The sequence below is a fragment of the Pseudorhodobacter antarcticus genome (assembly GCF_900110135.1).
GTDB lineage: Bacteria > Pseudomonadota > Alphaproteobacteria > Rhodobacterales > Rhodobacteraceae > Pseudorhodobacter > Pseudorhodobacter antarcticus.
Genome location: NZ_FOCO01000019.1, coordinates 25164 through 38588, shown reverse-complemented (window position 1 = coordinate 38588; position 13425 = coordinate 25164). Strand labels below are relative to the sequence as shown.

The window sequence follows — 13425 nt, the reverse complement described above, 5'->3', positions numbered from 1 at the left end:
CGCTAAAACCAAGGCGACCACTAGGGCAATCGGCGCGCGATTTCCGATTGGGCGCCCGCTCCATTGACATTGCCCCCCATTCAGCCACATCTAACTCCGCTAAAGCACAAACGGTTTTTGAAAGAGGTATTTATGGCTGTTGTCGTCGTCGAATCGCCCGCTAAGGCCAAGACAATCAACAAATATCTCGGCTCCAATTACACCGTTCTGGCATCGTTTGGCCATGTGCGCGACCTGCCGCCCAAGGATGGATCGGTCGATACCGAAGCCGATTTCGCGATGAAATGGGAAGTGGCGGCGGACAGCAAAAAGCATCTGAAGGCGATTGCGGATGCGATGAAAACTGACAACGAATTGATCCTCGCGACCGACCCTGACCGTGAGGGGGAGGCGATTTCGTGGCACCTGCAAGAGGCGCTGGTGAAAAGCATCAAGCCCGACACCAAGGTCAGCCGCGTCACGTTCAACGCTATCACCAAAGCCGCCGTGACCGAGGCGATGAAAAACCCGCGCCAGATCGATGTGCCGCTGGTTGATGCCTATCTTGCGCGCCGCGCGCTGGACTATTTGGTGGGGTTCACGCTGTCGCCCGTGCTGTGGCGCAAATTGCCGGGGGCCAAATCGGCGGGGCGCGTACAATCGGTTTGCCTGCGCTTGATCGTGGAACGCGAGATGGAGATTGAGGCCTTTCGCGCCCGCGAATTTTGGGGGGTAAACGCCCGGCTGCAAACCCCGCGCGGCCAAGATTATGATGTGCGGCTGACTGTTCTGGGCGGCAAAAAGTTGGAAAAATTTGACATTGGGAATGTTGAAGCTGCCGATTTGGCCGTGCAGGCTGTCACAAATCGAACATTGACTGTGCTGTCGGTGGAAGCAAAGCCCGCGTCGCGTAACCCATCCCCACCCTTCATGACATCGACCCTGCAGCAAGAGGCGAGCCGCAAGTTTGGCATGGGCGCCAAGCAATGCATGGGGGCTGCACAACGGCTGTATGAGGCCGGGCACATCACCTATATGCGGACCGACGGCATTGACATGGCGCCTGAGGCGATCGGGGATGCGCGCGGCGCGATCAAGTCGCGCTATGGCGATAAATATGTGCCAGACAGCCCGCGGATTTACAAAAATAAGGCGAAGAACGCGCAAGAGGCGCATGAATGTATTCGCCCCACCGATATGGACAAAGCGGCTGATGATCTGCGCCTCGATGGGGAGCAGAAAAAGCTGTACGACCTGATTTGGAAGCGGACGATTGCCAGCCAAATGGCCGCCGCGCGGTTGGAACGAACCACGGTTGATGTGGGCAGCAAGGATGCGCAGGTGGTTTTGCGCGCGACCGGCCAAGTGGTGCTGTTTGACGGGTTCCTCAAGCTGTATGAGGAAGGCCGCGACGACGAGGATGGCGATGAGGGCCGCCTGCCGCAGATCATGCAAGGCGAGGCTGCGAATTTTGTGGGCGGCGCGTTTGCGGAGGCATTTGCGAAGGCCGCGGACGGCGATGCGGTGATTGAAGGGACTGCGCTGCGCGTGGCATCGGCGGTGACCAACGCGGGCAAATCAGTCTTGGGTGCGCAGCATTTCACCCAGCCGCCGCCCCGCTATACTGAGGCGACGCTGGTCAAGCGGATGGAGGAGTTGGGGATTGGTCGCCCGTCGACCTATGCCTCGATCATGACCACGATTGTGGACCGTGAATATGTCCGCAAAGATAAAAACCGGCTGTTCCCCGAGGATAAGGGGCGGTTGGTGACGGCGTTTTTGTCGAATTATTTCCGCAAATATGTGGAGTATGATTTCACGGCTGACCTTGAAGGGCAGCTGGATGATGTGTCGGCGGGCGAGCGGGATTACAAGGAAGTGCTGGCCCGGTTTTGGCGCGATTTTTCGGCGGCGATTGCCGAAACTGCGGACCTGCGGATTGGTGAGGTGCTGACCAAGATTGACGAGTTTTTGGGACCGCATCTGTATCCGGCGCGGGCGGATGGGTCGGACCCACGGGTGTGTCCAGTCTGTGGTGAGGGGCGTTTGCACCTGAAAACCGCGCGGTCGGGGGGGGCGTTTATTGGGTGCGGCAGCTATCCTGAATGTCGGTATACCCGGCCGATTTCGGTGGTGGGTGGCGATGAAGGGGTTGCGATTTCCCCTGACGGGCAGATTTTGGGCGTCGATGATAATGGCGAACAAATCAGTCTGCGAAATGGGCGATTCGGCCCCTATGTGCAGCGGGGCGAGGCGACCGAGGAGGTTCCAAAACCGCCGCGTGCCAGCTTGCCCAAAGGTTGGGGGCCGGAGGCGATGACGCTGGAAAAGGCGCTGACCTTGCTGTCACTGCCGCGCCAGATTGGGCCGCACCCCGAAGATGGTGAGATGGTGGAGGCTGCGATTGGCCGCTATGGCCCCTATGTGAAGCATAATAAAGTCTATGCGAACCTGCCGGATGTGGAGGAGGTTTTCACGATTGGGATGAACCGCGCGGTAGAGGTTTTGGCCAATAAATACAGCAAAGCCCGCGTGGCGGTGGAGCCGATCAAGGATTTGGGCGAGCATCCGGAAGGGGGTGTGATGCAGGTTTTGCCGGGGCGGTACGGCCCTTATATTAAATGGGGCAAAGTGAACGCGACGGTGCCCAAAGAAATTGAGCCTGCGGATATTTCGGTGGAACAAGCGCTGGAATTGCTGGCCGAACGGGCGGGGAAAGCGGGGGCGAAAAAGGCCCCGGCCAAGAAGGCGGCCCCGAAAAAGGCGGCTGTGAAAAAGGCGGCTGTGAAAAAGGCGGCCCCGAAAAAGGCGGCTGTGAAAAAAGCCCCGGCCAAGAAAGTTGCGGTGGCGAAGGATGGGGCGGATGAGAAAGCCCCGGCTAAAAAGGCCGCGGTGAAAAAGGCCCCTGCGAAGAAAATCGCGGAATAAGGGGGGTGCATCGCGCGCGATGCACAAGCTAAGACATTGAAAGGGTTAGGGTTTGCAAAAAACCTTAACCCTTTTTTAATGCGATTTACCCGCGCGGGTTGACTAAGCGCCCCATGACATGTGCGGGGGTCAGGGTGCCGATGCGCGCGCCACCGTCGGTGACAGCGAGGGTGGTGGCCCCGTCGCGGATCATTTCCATGATTTGCAAAACGGGGGTTTCTGCGTCCACTGATTGGGGCGCGGCATCATCGCCGGGTTGCATCACATCACGGGCGGTCAGCACGGCCATGGGGTTCATGTGGGCAACAAAATCGGCCACATAATCGGACACCGGGTTGGCGATAATTTCGCGGGCGGTGCCGCATTGCACGATGCGGCCACCGTCCATGAGGGCGATGCGGTTGCCGAGTTTGAACGCCTCATCCAAATCATGCGACACGAAAATGATGGTGCGGTGCAGGGATTTTTGCAGCTCCAGCAATTCGTCTTGGAGGTGGGCGCGGATGAGGGGGTCCAGCGCGGAGAAGGGCTCATCCATCAGCAAAATCGGCGCGTTGGTGACGAAAGCGCGGGCAAGGCCCACGCGTTGCTGCATGCCGCCAGAGAGTTCGCCCACTTTGCGATCGGCCCATTGCGAGAGGTTGACGAGGGCGAGTTGCGCATCGACGGCCACCGTGCGTTGGGCGGGGGATTGGCCTGCGAGTTCAAGGCCAAGGCCGACATTCTCGCGCACGCTGCGCCACGGCAGCAGGCCGAATTGTTGGAACACCATCGCGATATTGGACAGGCGCAAGCGGCGCAGGGTGGCGGGGTCGGCGTTGGTGATGCTGGTCATGTGGTCGCCATCGCGCACGCGGACCTCGCCGCGCACCACGGGGTTTAAGCCGTTCACGCCGCGCAGCAGGGTGGATTTGCCGGAGCCGGAGAGGCCCATGAGGACAAGAATCTCACCTTCCGCAACCGACAGCGTGCAATCGTGGACGCCGAGGATTTGGGCAGTGGCCGATTGGATGTCGCTGCGGGTTCGCCCTTGGTCCATCAGGGGCAGGGCCAGATCGGGGCGGTCGCCGAACACGATGGAGACGCGGTCAAATTCGACTGCGGTGCGGGGGGGGGGGCGGGTGTTCATGCTTTGCGCACCTCCAGCATCACGCGCAGGATGGTGGCGAGTGCGACGATGACAAATCCGGATTCAAAGCCGAGATCTGGCTGCATTCGGTTGAGGCCGTTCAGGACCGGTTGGCCAAGGCCGCCTGCGCCCACAAGGGTGGCGATGACGACCATCGACAGCGACAGCATGATGGTTTGGTTCAGGCCCACCATGATTTGCGGAAAGGCGGAGGGGAGTTCGACCTTGACCAGCCGCTGCATGGGCGTGGCGCCAAAGGCGGTTGCAGCCTCGGTCAATGCCATGGGCGTGGAGGAGATGCCGAGATGGGTGAGGCGGATGGAGGCGGGCAGGGCGAAAATGACGGTGGCGATGAGGCCGGGAACCTGACCAAGCCCGAAAAAGATAACGGCGGGAATGAGATAGACGAAGGGCGGCAGGGTTTGCATCAGGTCCAGCACGGGTTCCACCACGGTGTAAAGCCATTTGCGCCGCGCGGTTGCGATGCCCAAAGGCACGCCCGCGCCCATGCACACGATGCAGGACACAAGGATGAGCGAGAGGGTTTCAATCGTGCGGTCCCAGTAGCCTTGGTTGATGATAAAAAGCATCCCGAGTGCCACGATAAGGCAGCGTTTGACGCTGCGTTGCAGGGCGTAGGTGAGGGCGGTGAAGAGAATTGTCATGCCGATGGGGCCGATGGATTCGATGCTGAAGGTCACGCCGTCGATCAGGGCGTTCAGCGCGTCCGATATGGTGTCAAACAGCCAGCCCGCGTTGATTTGCAGCCAGGTCACGGCGGTTTCGGCGGCGTCACCGACGGGGATTTTGGCGGCGGTGATTTGGTCGGTGATCGCGGACATAAAGGGCCTTTTGGGCTGTTTGGCCCCGGTGTTTGCCGGGGCCAGAGTTGGTTTAGTTGGCGAGGGCTGCGGTGACAGCGGCCATTGCGTCGCCGCCATCACGGGTGGTCACACCATCAAGCCACGCGGTTAGCGTGCCCGGATTTGCGGCCAGCCACGCCTTTGCGGCGGCTTCGGGTTCGACGCCATCATCAAGGATTGCGCCCATAATCTCATTTTCCAACTTTAGGGAAAATTCGAGGTTTTGCAGCAGCTTGCCCGTGTTGGCACATTCCGCGACGTACCCTGCGCGGGTGTTGGTAGCGACCGTGGCACCGCCCAGATCGGGGCCAAAGATATCATCGCCGCCGGGCAGGTAGGTCATGGCGATATTGGCGTTCATGGGATGCGGTTCCCAGCCGAGGAACACAATCGCCTCACCGCGCTGTTCGGCGCGTTTGGCCTGCGCCAGCATGCCTTGTTCTGAGGATTCGACGACGTCGAAAGCCTTGAGGCCGAAAGTATCGGCGGCGACCATGTCGAGGATGAGGCGGTTGCCATCATTGCCCGGTTCAATGCCATAGATTTTGCCATCCAGCGCCTCGGTCGCCTGCGCGATGGAGGCGAAATCGGTGATGCCCGCAGCCACGCCTGCGGCATTGGTGGCCAGCGTGTATTTCGCGCCGGTCAGGTTGGTGCGCACGGTGTCGACGGTGCCCGCGTCACGGTAGGCGGCGATGTCCGCCTCCATCGTGGGCATCCAGTTGCCAAGGAAAACGTCGATATCGCCGTTGGCGAGAGAGGCGTAGGTGACCGGGACGGAGAGGACTTTGATATCGGTTTCATACCCAAGGGCCTTGAGGATGAGGGTCGTGGTGGCCGTGGTGGCGGTGATATCGGTCCAGCCCACGTCGGAAAATGTGACTTTGTCGCAATTGGCTTGTGCGGTGCCTGCGAGGGCGAGGGTGGCGGCGCTGACAAGGAGCGCGCGTTTGAAATGGGTCATGGTGATCCTTTCGATTTTTTGTTGATTGACGGGTCAATAAACTTCAGGGTAGCCCGGAACGCAAGTTATTTGGGGTTTGCGATGCCGAAACTTGGGATGGAGCCTATCCGAAAGACCGCTTTGGTCAAAGCGACGATTGTGGAAATCGGGCGCGCGGGCTCGCTGGACGTGACGGTGGGGCAGATTGCGAAGCGGGCGGGGATGTCGACCGCGCTGGCGCACCACTATTTCGGTGGCAAGGAGGCGATATTTTTGGCGGCGATGCGGCATATCTTGTCGCTGTATGGCGCAGAGGTGCGGGGCGCGTTGTGCGTTGTGGGCGGGCCACGGGCGCGGTTGGATGCGATTTTGTTGGCGTCGTTCAGCCCCGCGAATTTTCGGCGTGAGGTGGTGAGTGCGTGGCTGAATTTTTACGTTTTGGCGCAGACGGTGCCGGGCGCGCGGCGGTTGTTGGCGGTGTATCAAGCGCGGTTGCAATCGAATTTGACCCATGCGTTGCGGCCGTTGATTGGGGCGCGGGCACCGGGTGTGGCGGCCGCGCTGGGCGCGTTGATTGATGGGGTCTATTTGCGCGAGGCGCTGGGGCCGGGGGCAGCGGATGGCCGGGCGGCGATATATTTGGTGCAGGCCTATTTGGCGGCAGAATTGAACAAGGGGAGTGGGGCATGAACGTGCAACCTAAAGCGAGCCATTTTGTGAATGGCAATTGGATGGAAGACACCAGTGGTACGGCGTTGGACGTTGTGAACCCGGCCACGGGGGCGGTGATTGCCCGCCTGCACGAGGCGACGCCTGCGGTGATTGAGGCGGCGCTGGCAGGGGCGCGGGCGGCGCAGGGCGCCTGGGCGGCGTTGAAACCGATTGAGCGGGGGCGCATTTTGCGGCGTGCGGCGGATTTGATTCGCGCGGATGGCGACCGTTTGGCGCGGTTGGAAACGATGGACACGGGCAAGCCGTTGCAAGAAACCTTGGTGGCCGATTGGCCATCAGGGGCGGATGCGCTGGAGTATTTTGGCGGTTTGGTGCCAAGTGTGACGGGTGAAACCATCCCCTTGGGTGGCGATTTTGCCTATACCCTGCGCGAGGCGTTGGGGGTGTGCGTGGGGATTGGCGCGTGGAATTACCCAAGCCAGATTGCGTGCTGGAAATCGGCGCCCGCGCTGGCGATGGGCAATGCGATGGTTTTCAAACCCTCTGAGGTGACGCCGCTTGGCGCGCTGGAATTGGCGCAAATTTTCATGCAAGCGGGGCTGCCTGCGGGGTTGTTCAACGTGGTGCAAGGGCGCGGTGCGGTGGGGGCGGCACTGATTGCGGATGCGCGCGTTGCCAAAGTGTCGCTGACCGGATCGGTGCCGACGGGGCGCAAGGTGTATGCGGCGGCGGCGGCGGGCGTGCGGCATGTGACGATGGAATTGGGCGGCAAATCGCCGCTGATTATTTTTGATGATGCCGATTTGGACAGTGCGGTGGGGGCGGCGATGATGGCCAATTTCTATTCCGCGGGGCAGGTGTGTTCGAATGGGACGCGGGTGTTTGTGCAATCGGGGATTTTGCCTGCGTTTCTGGACCGCTTGACCGCGCGGGCCGAACGGATTGTGCTGGGCGACCCGATGGATATGGCCACGCAGATGGGGCCTTTGGTATCAATCGCGCAGGCCGAAAAGGTGATGGGGTTTGTGGACCGCGCTGTGGCGCAAGGTGCGCGGTTGGTTACGGGCGGCAAAGGGCATGGGTTGTTTGTGGAGCCGACGGTGTTTGCGGGCGTGACCGATGATATGGAGATTGCCCGCGAGGAGGTGTTTGGCCCGGTGATGGCTGTTCTTGAGTTTTCAGATGAAGATGAGGTTGTAAGCCGTTCTAATCATACGGACTTTGGCCTTGCGGCGGGCGTGTTTACCGCCGATTTGACGCGCGCGCACCGGGTGATTGGGGCGTTGCAGGCGGGGACGTGCTGGATCAACACCTATAATTTGACGCCGGTTGAAATGCCCTTTGGTGGGGTGAAACTGTCGGGCGTGGGGCGTGAAAACGGCAAGGCCGCGCTGGACTATTACAGCCAGATTAAAAGCGTTTATGTCGGTATGGGGCCTGTCGATGCGCCGTATTGAAACTGAAGTGTGGGCGCGATGATGCAGGCAGATTATGTAATTGTGGGCGCGGGCAGCGCTGGGTGCGCGATGGCGTACCGCCTTGGGGCTGCTGGCAAATCGGTGATTGTGATTGAATTTGGTGGCACCGATGTGGGGCCATTTATTCAGATGCCGGCCGCGCTGTCGTACCCGATGAACATGCCGATGTATGATTGGGGCATGTCGTCCGAACCTGAGCCGCATTTGGGCGGGCGGTCACTGGTGACGCCGCGCGGCAAGGTGATTGGCGGGTCATCCAGCATCAATGGCATGGTTTATGTGCGCGGTCATGCCCATGATTTTGACCATTGGGCGGAGGCGGGGGCGGATGGTTGGGCCTATGCCGATGTGCTGCCGTATTTCAAGCGGATGGAGCATTGGCACGGTGGCGAGTCCGATTATCGCGGTACGGATGGCCCGCTACACATCACACGAGGACCGCGCGATAACCCCTTGTTCGACGCCTTTATTTCGGCGGGGCAGCAGGCGGGATACCCGGTCACGCCCGACTACAACGGGGCCGCGCAAGAAGGTTTTGGCGCGATGGAGGCGACGATTTACAAAGGCCAGCGCTGGTCTGCAGCAAACGCCTATTTGAAGCCTGCGATCAAGTCGGGCAACGTGCGCGTGGTGCGCGGGCTGGCGCAAAAAGTGGTGATTGAAGGCGGGCGTGCGGTGGGCGTGGAGGTTGCGCGCGGCGGCAAGGTGGAGGTGATTCGCGCGGATGCTGAGGTGATTTTGGCCGCCAGCAGCCTTAATTCTCCGAAATTGTTGATGCTGTCGGGGATTGGACCGGCGGCGCATTTGGCCGAACATGGGATTGCGGTGGTGGCGGACAGACCCGGCGTGGGCAGCAATTTGCAGGACCACCTAGAGGTCTATATGCAGTTTGCCAGCAAGCAGCCGATCACGCTGTACAAGCATTGGAACCTGCTGGGCAAAGCGCTGATTGGGGCGCAGTGGTTGTTCACGCGCAAGGGTTTGGGCGCGTCGAACCAGTTTGAAGCGTGTGGGTTTATTCGCAGTAAGAACAGCGTGGAATACCCTGATATTCAATATCATTTCCTGCCGATCGCAGTGCGTTATGACGGGAAAGTGAGTGCGGAGGGGCATGGGTTTCAAGTGCATACGGGGCCGATGCGCAGCCCGTCTCGGGGCACGGTGCGGCTGCGGTCCAACGACCCGGCGGCGCAGCCTGTTATTCGGTTCAACTATATGTCGGACCCCAAGGATTGGGAGGATTTTCGCGCCTGTATTCGCCTGACGCGCGAGGTGTTTGCGCAAGAGGCGATGGCGCCGTTTGTGAAGCATGAAATCCAACCCGGGGCGGACGTGCAAACGGATGCGCAGATTGATGATTTTATTCGCGAACATGCGGAAAGTGCATACCACCCATGTGGAACGGCGCGGATGGGGCGGCGCGACGACCCGATGGCGGTGGTGGATGCGGAGTGCCGGGTGATTGGGGTGGCGGGGCTGCGGCTGGCCGATAGCTCAATTTTCCCGCGCATTACCAATGGCAACTTGAACGGCCCGTCGATTATGGTGGGCGAGAAGGCGGCCGACCATATCTTGGGGCGCGCACCGCTTGCACCGCTAAATTTGGGGCCAGAGATGGCGCAGGATTGGCAGGAGCGGCAGCGATAATGTGGGTGTTCGTTAATAATGGTTAACCAATAGTTAACAAAACGCTTGCCTGAAGGGCCGATTCGACGGCAAAACGGGCGTATGTTAATCATTCGTTCCACCCTTGTTCTGTTATTGTTGGCAGGTCCGGCTGCGGCGTTGACCCTTTCGGGGCAGGCGCGGGTGACGGATGGCGACAGTTTGGTGATCGCGGGCGAACGGGTTCGGCTGTTTGGAATTGACGCCCCGGAGCTGGCGCAGCGGTGCGATGCGTCGGGGCGCGATTGGGCGTGCGGCGCATGGGCGGCGGAGGTTTTGGCGGGCATTGTCGGGCGCGGTGTGCTGGCCTGCGAGGCGGTGGATACGGACCGCTATGGCCGGACCGTGGCGCGCTGTGCGGTGTCGGGGCGCGATGTGGGGGCTGCGATGGTGCAGGCGGGGGCCGCGACAGCCTATGCCAAATATTCGCGCGATTACATTGGGTTGGAGCGTGATGCGAAGGCGCAGGCGCGGGGGATTTGGTCGGGGGCGGTGACAGCGCCGGGCGAATACCGCAAGGTGGCCAAGCGCGGTCCTGCGCCGCAGGGCTGCCAGATCAAGGGCAATATCAACGCCAAGGGTGTGCGGATTTACCATATGCCGGGGCAGCGCGATTATGCGGCCACGCGGGTGTCTGTGGCCAAGGGCGAGGCGTATTTTTGCAGCGCGGCAGAGGCGCGGGCTGCGGGATTTAGGGCGGCGCGGCGTTAGGGCGGTGCGCCACTTGATCCGGGTCAAGGCGGCGGTTGTGGTTTCGCGCTATGCTGTTGTTATACGCAGCAAAAAGGAGCGCATTGGATGTCGAACACACCGCATGAACTGGCCGAGGAATTTCCGGCCGACGTGGAGAAAATGCACCAGATGAAACTGGATAACGCGCATTTTGCCAAGATTTTTGACGAATATCACTCGGTCAATCGGGCGGTGCATCGGGCGGAAACTGATGTGGAGCCGACGGGTGATGCGCATCAAAACGCGCTGCGCCAGACGCGCGCGCGTCTGAAGGATGAGGTTGCGGCGATGCTGCGCGCCTAGGCCGGGTTGATGTCGTAGGGGATAACGCCGCGCCTGTCTGGATCCACGGACAGGCGCTTTTCCAACGGTGGGACGGAGCGTTGGTGACAATCGGGGCGTTCGCAGATGCGGCAGGAAATGCCGATGGGTTCAAACCTGCCGCGCAGATCAAGACCATCGGCGTAGACCAAACGATCAGCATGGGCGATCTCGACGCCAAGGCCGATGGCGTAGCGGCGCACGGGGGCCCCGAACGCGCCACCGGATTTTGACACGTCGCGCGCAAGACAGACGTAGCGCACACCGTCGGGGGTTTCGGCGAGTTGGCGCAAGAAACGTCCGGGCAATTCAAAGGCTTGGTGGACGTTCCACAAGGGGCAGGCCCCACCGAATCGCGCGAATTGAAACTTGGTGGCGGAGTGGCGTTTGGTGACAGTGCCCGCTTGGTCCACGCGGACGAAGAAAAATGGCACGCCCTTTGCGCCGGGACGTTGCAGGGTAGAAAGGCGGTGGGCGACCTGTTCGATGGAGGTGTCGAAAATGTCCGCGAGCCGTTCCAGATCGTGGCGCTGCGCATCAGCGGCGGCCAGAAAGGCGGTGTAGGGCATCAGGGCCGCACCCGCAAAATAGTTGGCGAGGCCGATTTTGGCGATGCTGCGCGCGGCGGGGCTGTGGAATTGAGCGAGATCCAGCGTCGCCTCTAGCAAGTCATTTTGGGTGAGCAGGGCCACCTGATGCAACAGTTGAAAGCGGCGGGTGGTGGCGGTGACGCGGCCCGACAGCGCGAGGTGATTGGTTTGCGGATCAAAGTGGCGCAGATCGGTGGTGTTCGATAAGGACACATTTATGTTAAGGCGCGCGAGGGTGGCGAGGGCAGTGGTTTCAATTGCAATATCGGGCCCTTGGGCGGTGGCGTAATGTTCAGCGGCGTGGTCGATCGCGTCGATGTAATTGTCGCAATAGTGAAAGAAATCGCGAACCTCCTCCCACGGGCTGGGGGCGAGGGGGGTGCCGTCGCGGCCCAACGCCTCATCCAGACTGGCGAGGCGTTCATGGCTTTGGCGGTAGGCGCGGTGCAGATCAAGGAAAGCGCGGGCCAAGGCGGGGGCGTTGGAGGCGGCGAGGCGCAGATCGGCCACTGGGGGCTGTGCGGTGAACACAGGGTCTGCCAACGCCTCGCGCATGTCGGTGACGATGCGTTCGGCGTCACCCGTGGTGAGTTCGGTGACATCGAGGCCAAATTCGGAAGCGAGGGCGAGGACCACGCCCGCCGAAATGGGCCGATTGTTGTTTTCCATTTGGTTGAGATAGGGCAGGGACACGCCAAGTTTCAGCGCAAACGCCTTTTGCGTGAGCCGCACGCGGCCGCGCAATTCGCGTAGTTTTGCCCCGGCATAGAGTTTTTGGGTGGCCATGTGATGCCCTTTAATTTGCAAAGTTTACCGTGGCTTTGCAAAGTTGGGCCGTCAAGAGGGGGGCGTTAGGCAGCGCCCACTTGCCTTTCCCGGCGTTTGACCCAAAACACGCAAGCGATGGCGGCGAGAGAGGACAAAAGCATAAGCAAAATCAAGGGCATCGGGCCAGTGGTGGGGCCGAGGAGCAAGCCTGCGAGCGCAGAGAGGCAAGCACCGACCGCGATCATGAATGAGCCGCCAAGCCCTGCGGCGGAACCTGCAAGTTCGGGGCGGACCGACAGCATGCCTGCGTTGGCCGACGGGGTGAGCAGGCCGTTGCCGATGCCGACAAAGATCATCAGCCCGAAAAACGCGGTGGGGCCTGCCAGATCGACCATGGCGAGCAGGGTAAGAAGGCCCATGCCAAGGCTGGAGGTCAGCGCGCCCGCCATGATCATGCGGTTGATGCCGTAGCGCACGGAATAGCGGCCAGAGATGAAATTGCCCGCCATATACCCCAATGCGGGCGCGCCGAAGTAAAAGCCAAGCGTGGCGGCGTTCATCGCGTAAAACGTGGTGGCAACATAGGGCGCGCCGCCGAGATAGGCGAAAAAAGCGCCTGAGGCGAAGCCCGCCGAGAGGCAATAGCCCCAAAACCGTTGCGAGGCGAAAAGCTGCGGGTATTGGCGAAATTGTGCGGTGAAGCTGGTGGCGCGGGTTTTTGCGGTTTCGCCCATATCGGCCCAGATCAGCCAAAAAAGTGCGGCGCCGGACACGGCGAGCATGAAGAAGGAGGCGCGCCAGCCAAACGCCTCATCCAAGGCGCCGCCGACCATGGGGGCGATCATGGGCACCAGCGCCATGCCCATGGAGACGTAGCCGATCATCGAGGCGGCCTGATCTTGGGGGACCATATCGCGGACGGCGGCGCGCGACAGCACGAAGCCTGCGGCGATGACGGCTTGGATAAGGCGGCAGGCAAGGAAAACGCCGTAATTGGGCGCAATCAGCGTGCCGAGGCTGGCAAACGTAAAGATTGCGGCGGCGGCGAGCATGACGGGGCGGCGGCCGAACCTATCGGATATGGGGCCGACAAAGAGTTGCAAAAGGGCGGTGGCCCCGAGGTAAAGCGACAAGGAAAGCTGCATCACCGCGTAATCGACGCCGAAATAAGCGGCCATCGAGGGGAGCGAGGGCAAAAACACATTGAGCGACATCGCGGCGATGCCGGCGATCAAGACGAGTGTGGTGATGTGCGGGGCGGTGGTCCGGTCTAGGTAGCGGACAATCGGTTTTGTGGTCATGGGAAAGGGATAAGCGGTTCGGTGTGGGCTGTCCATTGGCGAAATGCGACGGCGGG

General features: G+C 60.9%; 11 protein-coding genes. 6 read left to right on the top strand and 5 right to left on the bottom strand.

The features are described 5' to 3' along the window. Positions 1–132 precede the first annotated feature (132 nt). Positions 133–2907 (top strand): type I DNA topoisomerase, encoded by a 2775-nt coding sequence (topA, locus tag BMY36_RS10960; protein WP_050518575.1) that lies wholly within the window; start codon positions 133–135, stop codon positions 2905–2907. 85 nt (positions 2908–2992) lie between these two features. Here topA and choV read toward each other — a convergent pair whose 3' ends face one another. From choV to choX, 3 genes are read right to left on the bottom strand one after another with little or no spacing between them, the layout of a single operon-like run. Continuing rightward, positions 2993–4036: a choline ABC transporter ATP-binding protein gene (gene choV / locus BMY36_RS10955; RefSeq protein WP_050518574.1), complete on the bottom strand. Its 1044-nt coding sequence runs from the start codon at positions 4034–4036 to the stop codon at positions 2993–2995. After that, positions 4033–4878, bottom strand: a complete 846-nt coding sequence (gene choW / locus BMY36_RS10950) for a choline ABC transporter permease subunit (protein ID WP_050518573.1) — start codon at positions 4876–4878, stop codon at positions 4033–4035. The genes choV and choW overlap by 4 nt, the downstream gene beginning before the upstream one ends. A gap of 52 nt (positions 4879–4930) precedes the next feature. Continuing rightward, positions 4931–5863, bottom strand: coding sequence for a choline ABC transporter substrate-binding protein (choX, locus tag BMY36_RS10945; RefSeq protein ID WP_050518572.1), 933 nt, complete (start codon positions 5861–5863; stop codon positions 4931–4933). 81 nt (positions 5864–5944) lie between these two features. Here choX and betI point away from each other — a divergent pair, with 81 nt between their 5' ends. The 5 genes from betI (at position 5945) to BMY36_RS10920 (ending at position 10692) form a co-directional block, all read left to right on the top strand. Continuing rightward, the gene (gene betI, locus BMY36_RS10940) at positions 5945–6532 is read left to right on the top strand and encodes a transcriptional regulator BetI (RefSeq protein ID WP_139194012.1); all 588 of its coding nucleotides are present in this window, start codon (positions 5945–5947) and stop codon (positions 6530–6532) included. Then, on the top strand, positions 6529–7971 hold the full coding sequence (gene betB, locus BMY36_RS10935; RefSeq protein WP_050518571.1) for a betaine-aldehyde dehydrogenase: 1443 nt from the start codon (positions 6529–6531) through the stop codon (positions 7969–7971). Before betI ends, betB begins: the two co-directional genes overlap by 4 nt. Positions 7972–7992: 21 nt before the next feature. Further along, positions 7993–9639, top strand: coding sequence for a choline dehydrogenase (gene betA / locus BMY36_RS10930; RefSeq protein WP_050518675.1), 1647 nt, complete (start codon positions 7993–7995; stop codon positions 9637–9639). An 81-nt stretch (positions 9640–9720) separates the two neighbouring features. Further along, positions 9721–10368: a thermonuclease family protein gene (locus BMY36_RS10925; RefSeq protein WP_050518570.1), complete on the top strand. Its 648-nt coding sequence runs from the start codon at positions 9721–9723 to the stop codon at positions 10366–10368. Between the two features lie 87 nt (positions 10369–10455). After that, a complete protein-coding gene (locus tag BMY36_RS10920; protein ID WP_050518569.1) occupies positions 10456–10692 on the top strand; it encodes an HP1242/YdcH family protein in 237 nt (78 codons plus the stop codon). On the opposite strand, the gene BMY36_RS10915 is transcribed toward BMY36_RS10920, so the two are convergent. Then, positions 10689–12086 (bottom strand): helix-turn-helix domain-containing protein, encoded by a 1398-nt coding sequence (locus tag BMY36_RS10915; protein ID WP_050518568.1) that lies wholly within the window; start codon positions 12084–12086, stop codon positions 10689–10691. The two genes, BMY36_RS10920 and BMY36_RS10915, sit on opposite strands and share 4 nt — an antisense overlap. 65 nt (positions 12087–12151) lie before the next feature. After that, on the bottom strand, positions 12152–13369 hold the full coding sequence (locus BMY36_RS10910; RefSeq protein ID WP_050518567.1) for a multidrug effflux MFS transporter: 1218 nt from the start codon (positions 13367–13369) through the stop codon (positions 12152–12154). Positions 13370–13425: the final 56 nt, after the last annotated feature.

Bases quoted from the DNA above. Each gene is read 5' to 3' on its own strand.
- BMY36_RS10915 (WP_050518568.1), bottom strand. From the start codon at position 12,086: ATGGCCACCCAAAAACTCTATGCCGGGGCAAAACTACGCGAATTGCGC.
- choX (WP_050518572.1), bottom strand. From the start codon at position 5,863: ATGACCCATTTCAAACGCGCGCTCCTTGTCAGCGCCGCCACCCTCGCC.
- BMY36_RS10920 (WP_050518569.1), top strand. From the start codon at position 10,456: ATGTCGAACACACCGCATGAACTGGCCGAGGAATTTCCGGCCGACGTG.
- choV (WP_050518574.1), bottom strand. From the start codon at position 4,036: ATGAACACCCGCCCCCCCCCCCGCACCGCAGTCGAATTTGACCGCGTC.
- betA (WP_050518675.1), top strand. From the start codon at position 7,993: ATGCAGGCAGATTATGTAATTGTGGGCGCGGGCAGCGCTGGGTGCGCG.
- topA (WP_050518575.1), top strand. From the start codon at position 133: ATGGCTGTTGTCGTCGTCGAATCGCCCGCTAAGGCCAAGACAATCAAC.
- choW (WP_050518573.1), bottom strand. From the start codon at position 4,878: ATGTCCGCGATCACCGACCAAATCACCGCCGCCAAAATCCCCGTCGGT.
- betI (WP_139194012.1), top strand. From the start codon at position 5,945: ATGCCGAAACTTGGGATGGAGCCTATCCGAAAGACCGCTTTGGTCAAA.
- BMY36_RS10910 (WP_050518567.1), bottom strand. From the start codon at position 13,369: ATGACCACAAAACCGATTGTCCGCTACCTAGACCGGACCACCGCCCCG.
- betB (WP_050518571.1), top strand. From the start codon at position 6,529: ATGAACGTGCAACCTAAAGCGAGCCATTTTGTGAATGGCAATTGGATG.
- BMY36_RS10925 (WP_050518570.1), top strand. From the start codon at position 9,721: ATGTTAATCATTCGTTCCACCCTTGTTCTGTTATTGTTGGCAGGTCCG.